General features: G+C 72.3%; 18 protein-coding genes. 10 read left to right on the top strand and 8 right to left on the bottom strand.

The features are described from left to right. Positions 1 to 44: 44 nt before the first annotated feature. Positions 45 to 923: an enoyl-CoA hydratase/isomerase family protein gene (locus A6A29_RS04305; RefSeq protein WP_073718522.1), complete on the bottom strand. Its 879-nt coding sequence runs from the start codon at positions 921 to 923 to the stop codon at positions 45 to 47. A gap of 136 nt (positions 924 to 1,059) precedes the next feature. Further along, positions 1,060 to 3,288, bottom strand: coding sequence for an acetate--CoA ligase family protein (locus A6A29_RS04300; protein ID WP_073718994.1), 2,229 nt, complete (start codon positions 3,286 to 3,288; stop codon positions 1,060 to 1,062). Between the two features lie 273 nt (positions 3,289 to 3,561). On the opposite strand from A6A29_RS04300, the gene A6A29_RS04295 reads away from it, so the two are divergent. Next, entirely contained in the window at positions 3,562 to 4,410 is an 849-nt protein-coding gene (locus A6A29_RS04295) for an NAD(P)H-binding protein (protein WP_107468148.1), read from the top strand. A 211-nt stretch (positions 4,411 to 4,621) separates the two neighbouring features. Here the strand turns inward: A6A29_RS04295 and A6A29_RS04290 are convergent, their stop codons facing one another. Beyond that, the gene (locus A6A29_RS04290; protein WP_073718521.1) at positions 4,622 to 5,572 is read right to left on the bottom strand and encodes an AraC family transcriptional regulator; all 951 of its coding nucleotides are present in this window, start codon (positions 5,570 to 5,572) and stop codon (positions 4,622 to 4,624) included. 102 nt (positions 5,573 to 5,674) lie between these two features. Here A6A29_RS04290 and A6A29_RS04285 point away from each other — a divergent pair, with 102 nt between their 5' ends. Beyond that, a complete protein-coding gene (locus tag A6A29_RS04285) occupies positions 5,675 to 6,589 on the top strand; it encodes an NAD(P)H-binding protein (RefSeq protein ID WP_073718520.1) in 915 nt (304 codons plus the stop codon). A 26-nt stretch (positions 6,590 to 6,615) separates the two neighbouring features. On the opposite strand, the gene A6A29_RS04280 is transcribed toward A6A29_RS04285, so the two are convergent. After that, positions 6,616 to 7,776, bottom strand: a complete 1,161-nt coding sequence (locus tag A6A29_RS04280) for a flavin-containing monooxygenase (protein WP_073718519.1) — start codon at positions 7,774 to 7,776, stop codon at positions 6,616 to 6,618. 157 nt (positions 7,777 to 7,933) lie between these two features. Between A6A29_RS04280 and A6A29_RS04275 the strand changes: the two genes are divergently transcribed. From A6A29_RS04275 to A6A29_RS04260, 4 genes are all read left to right on the top strand, one after another. Next, a complete protein-coding gene (locus A6A29_RS04275; RefSeq protein ID WP_073718518.1) occupies positions 7,934 to 8,386 on the top strand; it encodes a DoxX family protein in 453 nt (150 codons plus the stop codon). Further along, positions 8,383 to 8,796, top strand: a complete 414-nt coding sequence (locus A6A29_RS04270) for a Zn-ribbon domain-containing OB-fold protein (RefSeq protein WP_073718517.1) — start codon at positions 8,383 to 8,385, stop codon at positions 8,794 to 8,796. The genes A6A29_RS04275 and A6A29_RS04270 overlap by 4 nt, the downstream gene beginning before the upstream one ends. A 71-nt stretch (positions 8,797 to 8,867) precedes the next feature. Further along, positions 8,868 to 9,347 (top strand): hypothetical protein, encoded by a 480-nt coding sequence (locus A6A29_RS04265; RefSeq protein ID WP_073718516.1) that lies wholly within the window; start codon positions 8,868 to 8,870, stop codon positions 9,345 to 9,347. Further along, the gene (locus A6A29_RS04260; protein ID WP_073718515.1) at positions 9,344 to 9,700 is read left to right on the top strand and encodes a hypothetical protein; all 357 of its coding nucleotides are present in this window, start codon (positions 9,344 to 9,346) and stop codon (positions 9,698 to 9,700) included. The genes A6A29_RS04265 and A6A29_RS04260 overlap by 4 nt, the downstream gene beginning before the upstream one ends. Before the next feature lie 8 nt (positions 9,701 to 9,708). On the opposite strand, the gene pspAB is transcribed toward A6A29_RS04260, so the two are convergent. The 3 genes from pspAB to A6A29_RS04245 all read right to left on the bottom strand — a co-directional run bounded on the left by pspAB (position 9,709) and on the right by A6A29_RS04245 (position 12,129). Further along, the gene (gene pspAB, locus A6A29_RS04255; protein ID WP_073718514.1) at positions 9,709 to 10,293 is read right to left on the bottom strand and encodes a PspA-associated protein PspAB; all 585 of its coding nucleotides are present in this window, start codon (positions 10,291 to 10,293) and stop codon (positions 9,709 to 9,711) included. Positions 10,294 to 10,437: 144 nt separating this feature from the next. Further along, the gene (htpX, locus tag A6A29_RS04250; RefSeq protein WP_073718513.1) at positions 10,438 to 11,349 is read right to left on the bottom strand and encodes a zinc metalloprotease HtpX; all 912 of its coding nucleotides are present in this window, start codon (positions 11,347 to 11,349) and stop codon (positions 10,438 to 10,440) included. A gap of 102 nt (positions 11,350 to 11,451) precedes the next feature. Next, positions 11,452 to 12,129 (bottom strand): pyridoxine/pyridoxamine 5'-phosphate oxidase, encoded by a 678-nt coding sequence (locus tag A6A29_RS04245; protein WP_073718512.1) that lies wholly within the window; start codon positions 12,127 to 12,129, stop codon positions 11,452 to 11,454. A gap of 53 nt (positions 12,130 to 12,182) precedes the next feature. Here A6A29_RS04245 and A6A29_RS04240 point away from each other — a divergent pair, with 53 nt between their 5' ends. Both A6A29_RS04240 and A6A29_RS04235 read left to right on the top strand, forming a co-directional pair. Beyond that, positions 12,183 to 12,461, top strand: a complete 279-nt coding sequence (locus tag A6A29_RS04240) for a type II toxin-antitoxin system Phd/YefM family antitoxin (protein WP_073718511.1) — start codon at positions 12,183 to 12,185, stop codon at positions 12,459 to 12,461. Beyond that, positions 12,454 to 12,858, top strand: a complete 405-nt coding sequence (locus A6A29_RS04235) for a type II toxin-antitoxin system VapC family toxin (protein WP_073718510.1) — start codon at positions 12,454 to 12,456, stop codon at positions 12,856 to 12,858. The genes A6A29_RS04240 and A6A29_RS04235 overlap by 8 nt, the downstream gene beginning before the upstream one ends. A 75-nt stretch (positions 12,859 to 12,933) precedes the next feature. Here A6A29_RS04235 and A6A29_RS04230 read toward each other — a convergent pair whose 3' ends face one another. Continuing rightward, on the bottom strand, positions 12,934 to 14,115 hold the full coding sequence (locus tag A6A29_RS04230; protein WP_073718509.1) for a thiolase C-terminal domain-containing protein: 1,182 nt from the start codon (positions 14,113 to 14,115) through the stop codon (positions 12,934 to 12,936). Positions 14,116 to 14,308: 193 nt separating this feature from the next. On the opposite strand from A6A29_RS04230, the gene A6A29_RS04225 reads away from it, so the two are divergent. Continuing rightward, positions 14,309 to 15,559, top strand: a complete 1,251-nt coding sequence (locus tag A6A29_RS04225; protein WP_073718508.1) for an acyl-CoA dehydrogenase family protein — start codon at positions 14,309 to 14,311, stop codon at positions 15,557 to 15,559. Then, positions 15,559 to 16,047 carry a nitroreductase/quinone reductase family protein gene (locus tag A6A29_RS04220; protein ID WP_073718507.1) on the top strand — a complete coding sequence of 163 codons (489 nt, stop codon included), beginning with the start codon at positions 15,559 to 15,561 and terminating at the stop codon, positions 16,045 to 16,047. Before A6A29_RS04225 ends, A6A29_RS04220 begins: the two co-directional genes overlap by 1 nt. The last annotated feature ends 292 nt before the right edge of the window (positions 16,048 to 16,339 follow it).

Genomic DNA, 16,339 nt, shown 5'->3' with positions numbered 1-16,339 from the left:
CTCCATTAGAGCTGACGAATCATCAGACCGGAAGGGCTGGACCCTTACCGCCCCTGGTACTTCGGTGAGCGCCGCTCCACGAAGCTCGCGACCCCCTCGTTCGCGTCCCGCGTCGTCATGTTGACCTCCTGGGCCATCGCCTCGGCGGCGAACGCGGTCGCCCGGTCGCTGTCCAGCGAGACGTTCACCAGCTGCTTGGCCAGCGCGATCGCCCGGGTGGGCCCGTCGGCCAGCCGCCGCGCCCATTCCCCGGCGGTCTTCGCCAGCTCCGCGTCCGGCACCGTGCGGTTGACCAGCCCCAGCCGCTCCGCGTCCGCGGCGGGGAGCGCGTCGCCGAAGAACATCAGCTCCTTGGCGCGCTGCGGTCCGATCAGCCGGGGCAGCAGATACGCGCCCCCGCCGTCCGGGACGAGACCGCGCCGTACGAACACCTCGATGAACTTCGCCGAGTCGGCGGCCAGGACCAGATCGCAGGCGAACGCGAGGTGCGCGCCGAGGCCGGCCGCGGTGCCGTTGACGGCGGCGATCACGGGTTTCTCGCAGTCCAGGACGGCGGCGATCAGACGCTGGGCGCCGAGCCGGATCGTCCGGGCGACATCTCCGGGAACGCGTTCACCACCGGACGCCGGGGCGCCGCGAAGGTCCGCGCCCGCGCAGAAGCCGCTACCGGTCGCGGTGAGGACGACGGCCCGTACGGCGGGGTCGGCGGAGGCTTCGGCGAGCAGGGCGATGACGCGTTCACGCTGGTCCCAGGTGACGGCGTTCATGGCGCCGGGCCGGTTGAGGGTGATCCACGAGACGCCGTTGTCAGTGGTGTGGAGTACCAATGACTCAACGGGTTCTACGGATTCGATGGGTTCTACGGGTTCTACGGGTCCGACGGGGGTGTCGGGCCTGGCGGTGTCTTCGGGGGAGGACGGCATGAGGCAGCTCCATGGCGGGCGACGGCGGGGTGCGGGCGGCACGTGGTGGGACAAGGGCAGGAGCAGAGGCGGCCGGAGCGGAGGCAGGGACCGGAGCGGCGGTGGCGGGTGGTGGCGCCGGGGCCGGTGTGGGGGATCAGCTGCAGATGGCCAGCGCGTCCAGGGCTACCGCGCCCTGCCCCCTCCCCAGTACCACCAGCGGATTGATGTCCAGCTCGGTGAGGTCGTCGCCCAGCTCCAGGGCCATGCGCTGCACCCGGAGGACGACCTCGACGAGCGCGTCCACATCGACCGGCGGCCCGCCGCGTACTCCCTCCAGGAGCGCACGCCCGCGCAGCTCGCCGAGCATGTCCCGCGCTTGGTCCTCGCCGAACGGCGGCACGCGGACCGCCGTGTCGTGCAGGACCTCGACCAGTACGCCGCCGAGACCGACGGTCACGGTCGGCCCGAAGAGGGCGTCCTGGGTGACGCCGACCATCATCTCGACGCCCCGCTCGATCATCTGGCAGACGAGGACCCCGTCCAGGTCGATGGACTCGAAGCGCGCGATGTCGGTGAGCTCGCGGTACGCGTCGCGGACCTGGCTGGCGGAGGTGAGCTGCACCTTCACCAGCCCCAGCTCGGTCTTGTGGGCGAGCTGGGCGCCGGACGCCTTCATGACGACGGGGTAGCCGACCAGCCCCGCCGCCCGGACGGCCGCCGCCGCGCTGGTCACCAGCTGCTCGCGCGGCACGCGAATGCCGTACGCGCGCAGCAGTTGCTTCGCCGCGTGCTCGCTCAGCCGGCGTCCCGGGCGGATCAGTGCCTGCGCCTTGCGGAACGAGGGCGACGGGGTGCGCGGCGCCTCGTCGAACGGCGAACGGTAGCCGGAGGCGAAGCGGTGGTGGTCCAGATAGGCCCGTACGGCGGTGATGCAGTTGCCGAACGTACGGAAGGTGGCGACCCGGGACGAACCGAGCAGCGTCGTGCGGTAGGCGTCCTCGGTGCCGACGGGCGACCCCCAGATCACGCACACCAGCTTGTCCGTGGTCTCCGCCGCGTCCACCAGGTCCTGGGCGAGCCGGTCGCTCATCGGAGGGAAGGGGCCGGTGATCGGGCAGATCAGCACCCCGACGGACGGGTCCGCGAGGATCGCGTCGATGATCTTCCGGCCGCGCCAGTCGCCGACGGGGTGGCCGCCGTTGTCGATCGGGTTGGCGACGTTGAGATAGCCGGGTATCCAGGAGTGCAGTTCGCGCTGTTTCTCCTCGGACAGGGTGGGCAGCTGGAGCCCCGCCCCGGTGGCCAGGTCGGAGAAGTGCGCGCCCGTGCCGCCGGAGATCGAATACACCGCGACCCCGTCGGCCTGCGGCGGCCTGGCGCGGGCCAGTAACGCGGCGGTGTCCTGGAGTTCGTCGAGGCCGTCCACCCGGATCACCCCGAACTGCCGCATCGCCGCGTCCACCACCTGGTCGGCGCCGGTCAGCTTGCCGGTGTGCGACGCGGCCATCCGGGCCCCCGTCTCCGTACGCCCCACCTTGACCGCCACGACGGGGACCCCGGCACGGGCCGCCCGGTCCGCGGCGAGGAGGAACGCGCGGCCGTCCTTGAGGCCCTCGACGTAACAGGCGATGGCCCCGACCTCGGGGCGCTCGGCGAAGTACGAGATGAAGTCGGAGGTCTCCAGATCGGCCTCGTTGCCCGTGGGCGCCCAGTGCGAGAGCCGGATGCCCAGCTCCTGGAGGGTGTAGACGGGCCGGCCCTGGTGCCCGGACTGCGTGATGAGAGCGATCGCGGGCCCGTCCAGATCCTCCCGGAACTCCTCGAAGGCGTTGAGGTTGGTGTTCGGCCCGAGCAGCCGCAGCCCGGACCGTTCCACCGCGGCCGCCAGTCTGGCCTGCGCCGCCGCGCCCGCCTCGCCGGTCTCGGCGAACCCGGAGGCGAAGGCCACGGCGAACTTCACCTTGGCCTCGGCGAGTTCCTCGATGACCGGAAGGGGGTCGCCGATCAGCAGTACGGCCAGATCGACCTGTTCCGGCAGGTCGGCCACGGAAGGAGAGCAGGCCCGCCCGAACACGGAGTCCCGCGTGGGATGCACCGGGTGCAGCCGCGCCCCGACCCGCTCGGACCAGGCGATGAGCTGCCGGGTGATCCCGGTGTTCGGCCGCCCCTCGGTGTCGGAGGCCCCGATGACGGCCACGGACCGTGGCCGGAAGAACCGGTCCAGGTCGGGCACGGCCGCGTGCAGCGGGCGCCCGCTGACGTCGAGACCGCCCTCCACCGCGGCGGTCGTCATGCTGACGACGGCGGCGTGCGGCTCCTCGCCGCAGGCCACCACTCTGGCGCGGAAGTCGGTGGTGAGGGTGCCGTGAGTCGATCCAAGCATCGTTCCGCCCACTTCTGCTCGATGGTGTCCGTCCGGGCCCCGCGGAGTCGTCCGGGCCCCCGTTCCATAGCTGACGCCTTGTCAGTTTACTGAACTGACGCCCCGTCAGGAATGGCTGGGACGGAATGGGTGGGACGGGATGCGTGCGGCACCGCCGGTCGGGAGCATCGCCCGGTGGCCGTGGCCGTGGCCGGCGAGGGGCCCGGACGTCCGGACATTCATCCCGGATTCTGGAACATGGCCGCGGGGGCGCCGCCGGGACAGGCTTCAGGCATGACAAAGGAAACTGTTCTGGTAATCGGCGGCACCGGCAAGACCGGCCGCCGGGTGGTGGCCCGGCTCCAGGAGCAGGGCGTGGAGACGCGCGTCGCCTCCCGTTCCTCGGAGATCCCGTTCGACTGGGCGGACCCGGGCACCTGGGAAGGGGCCCTCGACGGGGTCACCGCGGCCTACATCGTTCCGTACGACATCTCGCCCTCGCCGACGCCCGCCCTGGTGGAGCGGGCCGTGGCGAGCGGGGTGCGGCGGCTGGTGCTGCTCTCGGCCCGGGGCGTGGACGTGCCCGGATACTTCGGTGCCGCGTACGACGGTGACGGGCCCCATGTGCAGGGGGAGACCGCCGTACGGGCCTCCGGGGTGGAGTGGACGATCCTGCGGCCGGGCTGGTTCGCCCAGAACTTCAGCGAGGGCATCTTCCACGACGGAGTGACGGGCGGCGAGCTCGCCCTGCCCACCGGGGACGGCACCGCCGCGTTCGTCGACGCCGAGGACATCGCGGCGGTGGCCGTCGCCGCGCTCACCGAGGACGGTCATCAGGGCCAGGTGTACGAACTGTCCGGCACCCGGGCGCTGGGGATCGCCGATGTACTCGCGGAGATCGCCGGAGTGACGGGGCTGCGGGCCCGCTATGTCCCCGTGGCGGAGGACGAATTCCGGGCCGGGCTGGTCGCCCAGGGATTCCCGGCCGAGGAGGCGGAGGTCTGGACCGACGCGCTGAAGCCGATCCGGACGAGCATGGAGGCCCCGGTCGTCGACGGGGTACGGCGCGCGCTCGGCCGGGCACCGCGCGACTTCACCGATTTCGTGCGGGACGCGGCTGCGGGGGGCGCCTGGCAGGTGTGAGGGCGGGGGAGGCGCGGGAGCAGGGGGCGAACGGCCCTGTGCCCCCGCGCTCCGTCCCGTACCAACCGTTCCCACATCCCCGGAGCGCCCATCACCCAGCGCCCGTCACCCAGCGTCCAGCACCCATCACCCCGCACCCAGCGCCAACCGATTCCGCATCCCCGCGCTCCGCACCGACCGTCTCGGCACCCTGGAGCTGGAAGGCACCCACTCACCCGGCGGGGGCCTTCAGCTCCGGGGGTACGAGGGAAGCGGCCTCCCGGCGGTATGTGCTCGGGCTCTCGCCCCGGAGCCGCTTGAACGCCGCGCTGAAGCCGAAGGCGTCCGCGTACCCCACCCGCCGGGCCACGGCCGCCACCGTCAGCTCGGGGCGGGTCAGAAGGTCGGAGGCCAGGGTCATGCGCCACTCGGTCAGATACGCCACCGGCCCCTCCCCGACCAGTTCCGTGAACCGCTTCGCCAGGGTCGTCCGCGACACCCCGGCCCGGGTCGCCAGTTCTGCCGTCGTCCACGGATGGGCCGGGTCCTCGTGCATCGCGCGCAGCGCGGGGCCCGCGACCTCGTCGCCCAGCGCGCGGTACCACTTGGGCGGATCCGCCTCGGGGCGGTCGAACCAGTCCCGCAGCGTGCAGACCAGCAGCCAGTCCAGCAGCCGGTCGAGCACGATCTGCCGGCCCGGCCGTGCCCCGGTGATCTGGGCCTCCAGATAGTCGCGCATCGCCGTGCAGTCGTGGTCGTCCGGCACGACGAGCACCGGGGGCAGGACCCGCAGCAGCCGCTGCGGAACCTCCGCGTGCACGTCGTAGGCGGCGGCCAGCAGGACGGTGGGGCCGGTGAGTTCGTCGTCGGGGGCCGACGCGTCGTCCGGCCGGTCCTCACGCCAGCGCACCTCCCGCACCGAGGCCCCCGGCCCCGCACTCGTGGCCGGGTCGTCGGTGAAGACGAACGGCGCCGGGCCCCGTACGATCGCGGTCTCGCCGAGCCCCACCCGCTGCGGCGCACCGCTCTCCGGCACGATCCACCCGGCACCCCGCAGGGGCACGCACAGGGTCAGATACGCCCCGTCCGTGAACCGCAGCGACCATGGCGGCCACAACACCGAACGGCCGAACACCGCACCTTTGCCCCGTACACCCCGCAACAGCTCATCGAACACGTCCATGCTCCCCACCGTACGCAGCCCCGGCACCGGTCCGGACGATCGCCTATGTGCCACGGACGGGCGGCCATGGTCGCGGCACCGTCGCCGCGATGGACTTGCCCCATGACCACGCAGACGAGCACCCGCGCCGCCTTGGCTTCCTCCTCCGCCCCCGCCGACATCCTCGTCCTGGGTGCCACCGGCAAGACCGGCCGCCGGGTCGTCCAGCGCCTGCGCGACGCCGGGACGGCCGGGGTCCGGGCGGCCTCCCGCTCCGGTGAAGTGAGGTTCGACTGGACCCTCCCGGACACCTGGGAGCCCGCACTGTCCGGGGCGTCGGCCGTCTATCTCGTCGCACCCGACGACCCGTCCCCGGTGCAAGAGTTCGTCACCCGGGCGACGGCCGCGGGCGTACGCCGCTTCGTCGCCCTGTCCGGCCACGGCATTGACGGGGCCGGGGGCGGCTTCGACGCGGCCGGTGGCGGCTTCGACGAGGCCGTGGGCGGCTTCGGCCGGGGCATGGCGGCAGGCGAGACGGCGGTACGCGAGTCCGGGGCCGAGTGGACGATCCTCAGGCCCAGCAACTTCTTCCAGAACTTCGACGAGGACCTCTGGCTGGCCCCGCTGCGGGCCGGCCGGCTCGGACTGCCGATCGGCGCGATGCCCGAACCGTTCGTCGACGTGGACGACGTGGCGGAGGTGGCGGTGGCCGTCCTCACCCAGGACGGCCACGCCGGGCGTATCCATGAACTGACCGGCCCCCGGGCGCTCACCTTCGCCGAGGCCACGCAGACGATCGCCCGCGCCGCCGGACGGACCATCCGCTACGAGGAGTTGACCCCCGACGCCTACCGCGCGGAACTGCTCGCCGAGGGCTGGCCCGAGGCCGCCGCCGACGCGCTGGGCGCCATGTTCGCCCTGCACCGCGCAGGCCGCTCGGCGGAGGTCACCGACGGCGTACGGGAGGTACTCGGCCGCGCACCGTCGGACCTGGAAACCTGGGCCCGCCGCATCGCGGCCAAGGGCACCTGGGCGTAGCCGGTCCGGGACGGGCAAGCCGCCGCTCAGTGCGCTCGGGCCACCTTTTTGGCGATCTTCTCCGCGTCCAGGGCCATTTCGCGGAGCATGCCGCTGATCGGGTTGGTGAATCCGGTGAAGTACAGGCCGGGCGCCTGCTTCGGGGCGCGGCCTCCGTGGGTCACCGGGCGTCCGCGTGCGTCGAGCACGTCCAGGTGGCCGACCAGGTCCTCCAGGGCCTGCCGGTAGCCGGTTGCCGCGATCACCGCGTCCGGGGTGATCCGGGTGCCGTCGGTCAGGATCACCGTGTCCTGGTCGAAGGACTCCACCGTCGCCACCGGGGCCACCCGGCCCTTCTTCACCGCGTTGATCAGCCCCACGTCCTGGACCGGGATCGCCCCTTCCCTGACCCGCGAGTACAGGCCGGTGTCCGGGCGCGGCAGCCCCTGGGCGGTGAGGTCGGGGACGGCGATCCGGGACATCAGGCGGCCTGCCCGGTCGACGAGCCGGACCGGCAGGCGGCGTACGAGGATGCCGGTCGACTGCGCGGGCCAGCCCGCGGTGGAGCGGCGCACGATGTGCGGAACGGTGCGTACCGCGATCCGTACCCGGGAAGCGCCCCCCTCCACCAGGTCCACGGCGATCTCCGCCCCCGTGTTGCCGATGCCGACGACCAGGACGTCCTTGCCCGCGTACGGGGCCGGGTTGCGGTACTCCGAGGCGTGCGCCAACTCCCCGGTGAACGTGTCGCGGCCCGGCCAGTCGGGGGTGCGCGGGGTGTGGTTGTAGCCGGTGGCGACGACGACCGCCCGGCCGGTCAGCACCCGGCCGCCGGTGGCGGTGAGCTGCCAGCCGGTGCCGTCGGCGGTCCGGTCGATCCGGGACACCTCGACGCCCGTCACCACCTCCAGTTCGTGGTGTTCGACGTACTTCTCCAGGTACCGCACCACGTCGTCCCGGGACACCCACCGTCCGAACCGGCGCGGCATGGCCAGCCCCGGCAGGGCGGACCGGCGGCGGGTGGTGTGCAGATGCAGCCGGTCGTAGTGGCGGCGCCAGGACGCGCCGACGTTCTCCGACTTCTCCAGCACCACCGTCCGCACTCCCCGGGCGCGCAGGGCGGCAGCGGCGGCGAGGCCGCCGGGGCCGCCGCCGATGACGTAGACGGGCCTGGTGGAGGGGCCGGAGAGGAGAGCGCGGTCGGACATGCTTCGGAGCGTAATGGCGCGATTTGTTGTTGGGTCTCGGTCAAGACCGAAATCGATTGCGAATTGATCACGGGGACCCGTGCACGCCTCTTGCGTACCGCCGTCGCCATCAGGTGAACTGACGTACCGTCAGATTCGGCGACCGGGAGGGACCCCGATGCAGACCATCTGGCTCGGCGGCGCGGAATGGCTCGCCGTTCTCCGTATAGGGCTCGGCCTGTGGTGGCTGGAGAGCTGGCGGCACAAGGACAAGAAGGGCTGGTTCGAGCGCGGTACGGGCATCGCCTGGGCGGCCGACGTGGCGGGCAAGCACCGGTGGCCCGTGGTGCGCGCCGGCTTCCGGCGGATCGTCGAGCCCCGGCCCAAGGCGATGGCGTACCTCGTCGTGTACGCCGAACTCGCCCTGGGACTCGGGCTGATCACCGGGTTCCTCACCCCGGTCGCCCTCGTCGCCGGGCTCCTGCTCAACCTGCTCTACCTCGTCCTGATGATCCACGACTGGGCCGAGCAGGGGCAGAACGCCATGATGGCGCTCATCTCGCTCGTCGCCCTGTTCGCCATGTCCTGGCAGGCGTGGTCGCTCGACGCCGCGATCGGACTCTTCCTGTGACGGCCGCGCCCCGCTACGACCTGCCGGAACCCGACGCCTTCACCCGCCCCTACTGGGACGCCGCCGCCGAGGGGTGGCTGCTTCTGCGCCGCTGCGGCGCCTGCGGGCGCGCCCACCACTACCCGCGCGAGTTCTGCCCGCACTGCTGGAGCGAGGACGTGGCCTGGGAGCGGGCGAGCGGCCGGGCCACGCTCTACACCTGGTCCGTCGTCCACCGCAACGACCTGCCGCCCTTCGGCACCCGCGTCCCGTATGTCGCGGCCGTCGTCGACCTGGCCGAGGGGCCCCGGATGATGACGGAGATCGTGACCTGCGAGGAGGCGGATCTGGCCATCGGGATGGAGCTACGGGTCACCTTCCGGCAGGAGGAGGGCGAGGAGGCCGTACCGGTGTTCCGGGCCCGGCGCTGACGCGGGGCCGCCCTCGGTGCCACTCGATCGGAGGATGGCGAGCAGCCGACTTTCGAAGTAATTTGAAAGTCATGAGCGCTGAAAACGCGGCTGTGAATTTCTCCGAGCTGGTGAACAAGAACAAGCAGACGCTTGCCCGGCTGAAGGAGTCCCCCCGCCTTCTGCTGCATCGAAGGGATGGGGAGGACCTGGTCCTGACCACTGCGGCGAGGGCCGAGCAGGACCAGACGGTGGTATCCGCGGCCACGCGCATGCTGGTGGCGATGGCGCGGCGCGACCCCGGCACCATGGAGCTGCTTCTGGACGTACTGCCGGACGCGTTCCCGTGGATCCGATTCCTGCCGGAGCCGGATGTCCACGCCTTCGCCGTCGAACTGGTCGACACCATGCGTGCTGCCGACTCCCTCTCCAACAGTGCGTCCGTCGCCCAGATGCTTGCCGCGTGGCAGCACACGGCGGAGGTCCATTCCGATCCGGAGCTGCTGACGGCGCTGACGACCGATCACGGCGTGGACTACGGCCCCGTGCCAGACCCCCGGTCCATCGCGTGACCGCCGGTCGAGGCGATCGCGCCGCCCCTCCGGCGCCGGAGGGCCAATGGGAGGTCCGGTTCGCCGATGCCGCGTCGGCCAAAGGCTGGGAGTCGCTGGGCCGCCAGGCGCGCGAAAACACCTATCGGGCTTGGCTCGCCATCCGCTCGGACCCGCGGCCGGCCGTCCAGACAGCCCGGCACCACACGCTGAAAGGGAGCCTGGCGCACGGTACCCACCGCGGACGCACCTGCGAGCAATGGCAGATCGAGGTAACCGGAAGCGGTCGCATCTGGTACCTGGTGGACACCGCTCGTTACACCTGCTGGATCACCTATGCCGGCACGGCGCATCCGCGAGCCACGGACCGCTGAGGTCTCGCTCACAGCCCCGGCGCGCCCCAGACAGGGAACCAGCGGGCGAGGTCCTTCTCCACCCGCAGGTCGTCGCCGAGTACGGCCCTGGCCTGCAACTCCAGCTGGCTGTCCCGCTTTTCCGCGCCTCCTGGGACCGGGGCGAACGGATAGAACGTGCCGCGCTTGTACAGGTACACCAGCGCCAGTGAACGCCCCTCCGCGTCCCGGAAGCCGATCAGCGAGCAGAGCAGCTGCGGGCCGAAGCCGCCGTCCTGGAGCAGGGTGTTGACCGCGTGCAGATCGTTGACGAGGCCGGCGGTGTCCTCGGGAGCGTGGCGGGCCAGCAGCCAGGTGTAGCCGTACGAGTCCCGGCTGAACTCCACCGGGACCCCGCCCCGGTCCGTGTCCGCGTCCAGCAGTTCCCGTACGTCCTCCTGGATACGGGCGAAGCCGCCGCCCTCCACCCCCGCGAAGCACACCGAACCGAGGCCGGTCGGCGTGAAACCCGCGCCCGCCTGGAGGGTGAGCGCGGCCGAGGGGACGGCGAAGAGCTGGTCGAGATCGGGGCGGACCGGTTTGCTCCGGCCCAGGATCGCGTCGAGCAGGCCCACGGAGTCTCCTTCGGGAGTTACGGGCGGGGGTCCTTACGGGGACGGATCAGTACGGGCAGCGGGCGGGGGGCCTCACGGGGGCGGGGATCCGTACGGGTGGCGATCCGTACGGGTACGGGCGGGGGCCCCTACGGGCGGGGGCCCCTACGGGCGGGACAGGTCCGCCGAGATGCGGGCCAGCTGGTCCAGGCGCTGTTCGAGGGTGGGGTGCGAGGAGAGCAGCCGGCTCAGGCTCTCCTTGGAGGCGAAGGCCGGGACGAAGTAGAAGGCGTTGTACGGCTCCGCCTTCCGCAGGTCCTCGGTGGGGATGCGGGCCATCTGGCCGCTGACCTTCGTCAGGGCCGACGCGAGGGACGACGGGCGTCCGGTGAGCAGCGCGGCCGTGCGGTCGGCGGACAGCTCGCGGTAGCGGGAGAGCAGCCGGGTGAGCAGGAAGCTGAGGGCGTACACGACGGCGCTGACCAGCGGGATCAGCATGATCGCGATGCCCACCGGGTCGTTGCCCCGGCTGTTGCGGGCGAAGCCGCCCCACAGGGCCACTCGGGTGACGATGCCCGCCAGCACGCCGAGGAACGACGCGATCGTCATGACGGCGACATCGCGGTGCGCGACGTGCGACATCTCGTGCGCGAGGACCCCTTCCAGCTCCTCGGGCTCCAGTCTGCGCAGCAGTCCCGTGGTCGCGCAGACCAGGGCAGTCTTCTCGCTGCGCCCGGTGGCGAAGGCGTTCGGTACGTCGCTCTGCGCGATCGCCACCCGCGGCTTCCGCATGTCCGCCAGGGCGCATATCCGGTCGATCGCACCGTGCAGCTCGGGGGCCTCCTCGGGCGTGACCTCGCGGGCTCCCATGCCGTACGCCGCGATGCGGTCGCTGAACCAGAACTGGGCGATGAAGAGGCCGCCCGTGATGATCAGGATGATCGGCCAGGCCCCGCGCGCCACCGCGAGCAGCACGCCGACGAGGACGACGTACAGCAGACCGATGAAGAACATGGTGCTGACCATGCGGGCGGTCAGACCGCGGTCCGGCGCGTAGCGGGAACGAGTTCGTGGCATCGATGCCTCCCAACAGCTCACCTGTCTCCCATAGTGCCCCTTTCTTGTTGAAATCGAATAAATCCGGCCTGCTGTACGGACGGAGACGCGCCGCCGTGTCTCCTACGGCCAGAGCAGTTCCCGCACCCAGGTGTCCGCCTCCCGGCGATAGCGGAGCCGGATGTGCCGTCGCCCCGCGTCGCCCTGGAAGAACTCGACCTCCTCCGGCTCGACCACATAGCGCGTCCAGGTCTCCACCTCGGCGTCCGGCTCCGCCCGCGCCCGCTCCCACGCCGCGTCGGCGGCCCGGGTCAGCTCCTCCCCTGAGCCGAGGACCGCGCTCTGCGACCCGGTCAGCGCCGAGGCCAGGGCCCCGGTGGACCGGGCGTGCAGATCGGCGCGGCTCTCGGCGGGTGTGCAGGCCGTGACCGGGCCCCGTACCCGCACCTGCCGGCCCTGGGTGGGCCAGTAGAAACCGAGTGCGGCGTAGGGGCGGGCGGCGAGCTGGCGGCCCTTCGCGCTGGTGGAGTGCGTGGCGAAGTGCCAGCCCCGGCCGTCCGCGTCGTGCAGCATCAGCGTCCGTACGTCGGGGCGGTCCGCGCTGTCGACGGTGGCCAGCGTCATCGTGTGCGGCTCGGGCTGCCCGGCGGTCACCGCCTCGGCGAACCAGGCGTGGAAGAGGGGTACGGGGGCGTCCGGCGCGGTGGCCGGGTCGAAGCCGGGGAGGTCGACGTCCCAGACGTGCTGGGCGTGCAGAAGGTCCCGGAAGGCGCGCTGGGCATCAGGAGTCGCGTCGGTCATGCGGCCACATCATTCATGTAGCACAGTGAGACACGTGGAGCTACGCTTGCTTCATGAAGACCATCACTCAGCGAGAGTTCAGGAACAACTCCGCCGCGGTCATGGACGCGGTGGAGGGAGGCGAGATCTTCCACATCACCCGCAACGGGATAGAGGTTGCGGAGCTCCGGCCACTCGCCCGGAAACGGCAGCTCAGCGCGGAGGAGCTGGTGGCCCGGCATCGGCGGCTGCCGCGGATGGACGCCGCGTCGATGCGTCGTGAGGCCGACGAGTTCTTCGGTACCGAGGACCGGGTGGGCGACGACGACCCCTGGGAGCGTCCCCGTGGCTGAACGGCATCACACGGGTGTGCTCGACACCTGTACGTATATCGACCTCAACGTGCTGAACCCGGAGGTCCTGCCGACGCTGCCCCTTCTCACGGCGGTGACTCTGGCTGAGCTTCAGCAGGGTGTGAGCATGGCCAAGGACCCGGTGGTCAGGGCTGTGAGGATGGAGCATCTGGGAGCTGCGGTGGCGGACTTCGATCCGCTGCCCTTCGACGGGGAGGCCGCAGCCCGCTACGGAAGCCTGGTTGCCCTTGCCGTCGCCGCCGGACGTGATCCCCGTCCCCGGCGTATGGACCTGATGATCGCGTCGGTGGCCTCGATCAGAGGGCTGCCGCTCTTCACCCGCAATGCCGATGACTTCAAGGGGCTGGAGGGGGCTCTCACGGTCGTGGCTGTGTGAGCGAGTCGCCCGTCCCCGTCCCCGTCCCCGCCCCCTCGGCCGGGGCCCCTCGGCCCTGCCGGGCCCGCGCCTCCCTCAGCCCCGGCCCAGCACCACCGTGCCCGATGAGCAGAACCAGCCGCCCGTTCCCGAGGCCACCGCCAGTTCCGGGAGCCGTCCGCCCGCGCGCCGTACCTGACGTGCGCCCGCCTCGCCGCGCAGCTGCCGTACCGCCTCCACCAGCAGGAACAGCCCCCGCATTCCGGGGTGGCAGGCGGAGAGGCCACCGCCGTCCGTGTTCACCGGCAGCTCGCCCGTCAGGCCGGTCCGGCCCTTCTCGACGAACGCGCCGCCCTCGCCCTTCGCGCAGAACCCCAGGTCCTCCAGCGTCACCAGCGTCATATAGGTGAACGCGTCGTAGATCTCGGCGATGTCGATGTCGGCGGGCCGCACCCCGGCCCGTTCGAAGGCCAGCCGGCCGGAGACGGCGGCGGGGGAGACCGTGAAGTCCTCCCACTCGGACATGGCGGAGTGCGAGACGTGCTCGCCGGTGCCGAGGATCCACACCGGGGCCTTCGCCGTGTCCGGTACGTACTCCTCCGCCGCCAGCAGCACCGCGCAGCCGCCGTCACTGCGGATACAGCAGTGAAGCTTGGTGAACGGGTCCGCGATCATCGGGCCCGACAGCACGTCGTCCACCGTGATCGGGTCCCGGAACATCGCCTCCGGGTTGACCGCCGCGTTCGCCCGCGCCTGTACCGCCACCTCGGCGAGCTGCTCCAGTGTCGTGCCGTACTCGTGCATGTGGCGGCGGGCGGCCATCGCGTACTTGGCGATCAGCGAGTGCCCGTACGGCACCTCGAACTGGAGGGGGCCGCGCGCCCCGAACGACAGGTTCGACGTGCGGCGGCCCGCCTTGATGTCGGCGCGGGCCGTCGATCCGTACACCAGGAGCACGGCGTTGGCCCGGCCCGCGGCGATGGCGTCCGCCGCGTGCGCCGCCATCACCTCCCAGGTCGCGCCGCCGACCGCCGTGGAGTCCACCCAGGTGGGTTTGAGGCCCAGATACTCGGCGACCTCGACCGGGGCCAGCGTGCCGAGGCCCGCCGAGGCGAAGCCGTCGACGAGCGAACGGTCCAGGCCCGAGTCGGCGAGTGCCCGGCGGGCCGCCTGGGCATGCAGGGCGTACGGGGTGGGCCCGTCGACGCGTCCGCAGTCCGCGAGGGATATGCCGACGACAGCGACCTTGCGCGGGGAGGAGGAGGGTGAGGAAGGCATGAATCTGACGGTACATCAGATGTGAGTGGACGTGACCGGGGCGGAGGCCGGTTCTCCGGTGTCCGGAAAGGGAGTCGGGGTGGCTCCCCGGGCGGTGGAGGTGTGCCGGAGTCTGGGTTTCTCGCCACTTCCCGCCTAACATGACGCATCGTCAGATCGGGGGCACCCGCTCCCGAGGGGAAGGAGCCCGAGGATGGACGCCGCCTTCACCGCGGAGCAGCACGAGATCCGCCGCACCCTGCGCGAACTGCTGGCCGAGCGCTGCGGACCCGCCGAGGTCCGTGCCGCCGTGGACACCGCCCTCGGCTACGACGAGGCCCTGTGGAACCGGCTCGCGGGGGAGCTCGGGCTGCCCGGGATCGCGCTGCCCGAGGCGTACGGAGGTGTCGGCTGCGGGACCGCCGAACTGGCCCTCGCCTGCGAGGAGACCGGCCGCGCCCTGCTGCCCTCACCCCTGCTGGCCACCTCCGTGCTCGCCGCACCCCTGCTCGCCGCACTCGGCACCGAGGCCCAGCGCACGGCCCTGCTGCCCCGCATCGCCGCGGGCGGGCTGACCGCCACCCTCGCCGTCCCCGGCGGCTCCCTGTCCACCGCGCTCGGCCTCACCGGCGACAACGCCCGCGGCGAATGGGCGGGCGGCGGCCGTGCCGGTGGCGTCCAGGCCAGACGGGCCGACGGGGCCGTGGGCGGGGACGGAGGCGGAGGCGACGACGGGGACGGAGGTGACGGGGGCGGAGGCTGGCGGCTGTACGGGGAGGCCGCCCAGGTCCTCGACGGCCACAGCGCCGGGCTGCTCGTGGTCGCCGCCCACACCGGAGGCTTCCCGCGCAGCCGTACGCTCCTGTTCCTCGTCCGCGCCGACACGGCGGCCGGACTCGTCCGCACCCGGCAGACCTCGATGGACGCGACCAGGCCGCTCGCCCGTGTCGAACTGCGCGACACCGGCGCCGAACTCCTCGGCGCCGACGACACCGTGGACGCGGCCGGTGCGCTGGCCGTGACCGGACGCGCGGTCGCCGCGGTACTGGCGGCCGAGGCGGTCGGGGCCGCGTCGAGCGCGCTGGACCGGACCGTCGCCTACGTCAAGGAACGCGAACAGTTCGGCCGGCCCATCGGTTCGTTCCAGGCGGTGAAACACCGGCTCGCCGATCTGTACGTACGGGTGCAGGCGGCCCGCTCCGCGGCGTACTACGCGGCCTGGGACCCGGCGGCGGGCGGGCTCGCGCTCGCCCAGGCGCTGGAGGCGCTGCGCGTCACCACGGCGGAGGCCGTCCAGCTGCACGGCGGCATCGGCTTCACCTGGGAACACGAGGCGCACCTCTACTTCAAGCGGGCGGCGGCCGACGAACTGCTCTTCGGCCCCGTCCACCGGCTGCGCGACCACGCGGCGGGCCAGGCGGGACTGTTCGCACCCCGGACCGCGGGACAGCGGGTGGCGGTCTGATGGCCCGCGGTGTCCGGCTGATGCAGAAGGTCTCCTCGACCCGCACCTTCGCGCGGATCGCCCCGCACGTCGTCCCCGCCATGGACCGCGCCGTGCACCGGCTCACCCGGGGCAAGGTGCTCCTGAGCGCCCGGATGCTGCCGGGGCTGATCCTCACGGTGCCGGGGGCGCGGAGCGGGCAGCCCAGAACCACCCCGCTGGCCTGTATGCCGGAGGGCGGGGCGGACGGCAGCTGGATTCTGGTCGGCAGCAACTTCGGCCGTACGGGGCATCCGGCCTGGACCGCGAATCTGCTGGCCCGTCCGGACGCGGCCGTCGTCAACTGGAAGGGGCGGGACATCCCGGTGCGCGCCACGCTGCTCCAGGGCGAGGAGCGGGCGAAGGTGTGGCAGGTCGCGCTGGCGTTCTGGCCGCCCTACGCGACGTATCAGGCGCGGGTGGAACGGGAGATCCGGCTCTTCCGGGTGGAGTTGCGGGAGGGGTCGTGAGGCCGGGTGTGCGGTGAGGCCGGGGCTTCGGTGAGGCCGGGTGTGCGGTGACGCCGGGGCTTCGGTGAGACCGGGCGTGCGCTGACGCCGGGAGTTCGGTGAGGCCGGGCGCCGTGAATCGCGCGGAGGGCGGCGTTCCGGAGCCGGGGCGCCGTGAGGCCGTGGAAGTCGCAGTTCCGGGCCGCGCCCGCGCCCACGTCCGCGCCCACGTCCGGGGCCGGGGACGCCGACGGCGGATCACCTGCGTGATCCGCCGTCGGTGAGACAGGACCTGGGGGCGCCCGGGGCCGCC

The organism is Streptomyces sp. TSRI0281 (assembly GCF_001905125.1).
Taxonomy (GTDB): Bacteria; Actinomycetota; Actinomycetes; order Streptomycetales; family Streptomycetaceae; genus Streptomyces.
Note: the sequence above shows the minus strand (reverse complement) of the source record. Positions and strands in the feature narration are given on the sequence as shown.